The organism is Gilvimarinus sp. 1_MG-2023, assembly GCF_030548285.1.
Genome location: NZ_JAUOSC010000851.1, coordinates 1 through 283 on the forward strand (window position 1 = coordinate 1; position 283 = coordinate 283).

Sequence of the window (283 nt, forward strand, 5' to 3'; positions counted from 1 at the left end):
GGTGTGGCCATGCTGCACGGTGAAATGACCCAGGATGAACGTAAATATGTCATGCAGATGTTGCGGGAAGGCAAGCGTAATATTCTGGTGGCGACAGACGTTGCGGCGCGTGGTCTGGACGTTGAAGGTATGGATCTGGTGATCAACTACGATCTGGCCCGCAAGGGTGATGAATACGTACACCGTATCGGTCGTACCGGTCGGGCAGGTAAATCCGGCCTGGCGATCAGCCTGATTTCGCCCTATGAATGGAATCTCAAGGCGGCGATTGAAAGTTATATTC

The 283-nt window shown here is 53.0% G+C and carries 1 protein-coding gene; it reads left to right on the top strand.

The genetic code is table 11. From position 1 onward, the window contains the following. Positions 1-283, top strand: a 283-nt coding sequence (locus tag Q4563_RS19305; RefSeq protein WP_303605665.1) for a helicase-related protein, incomplete at both ends; no start/stop codon positions are given.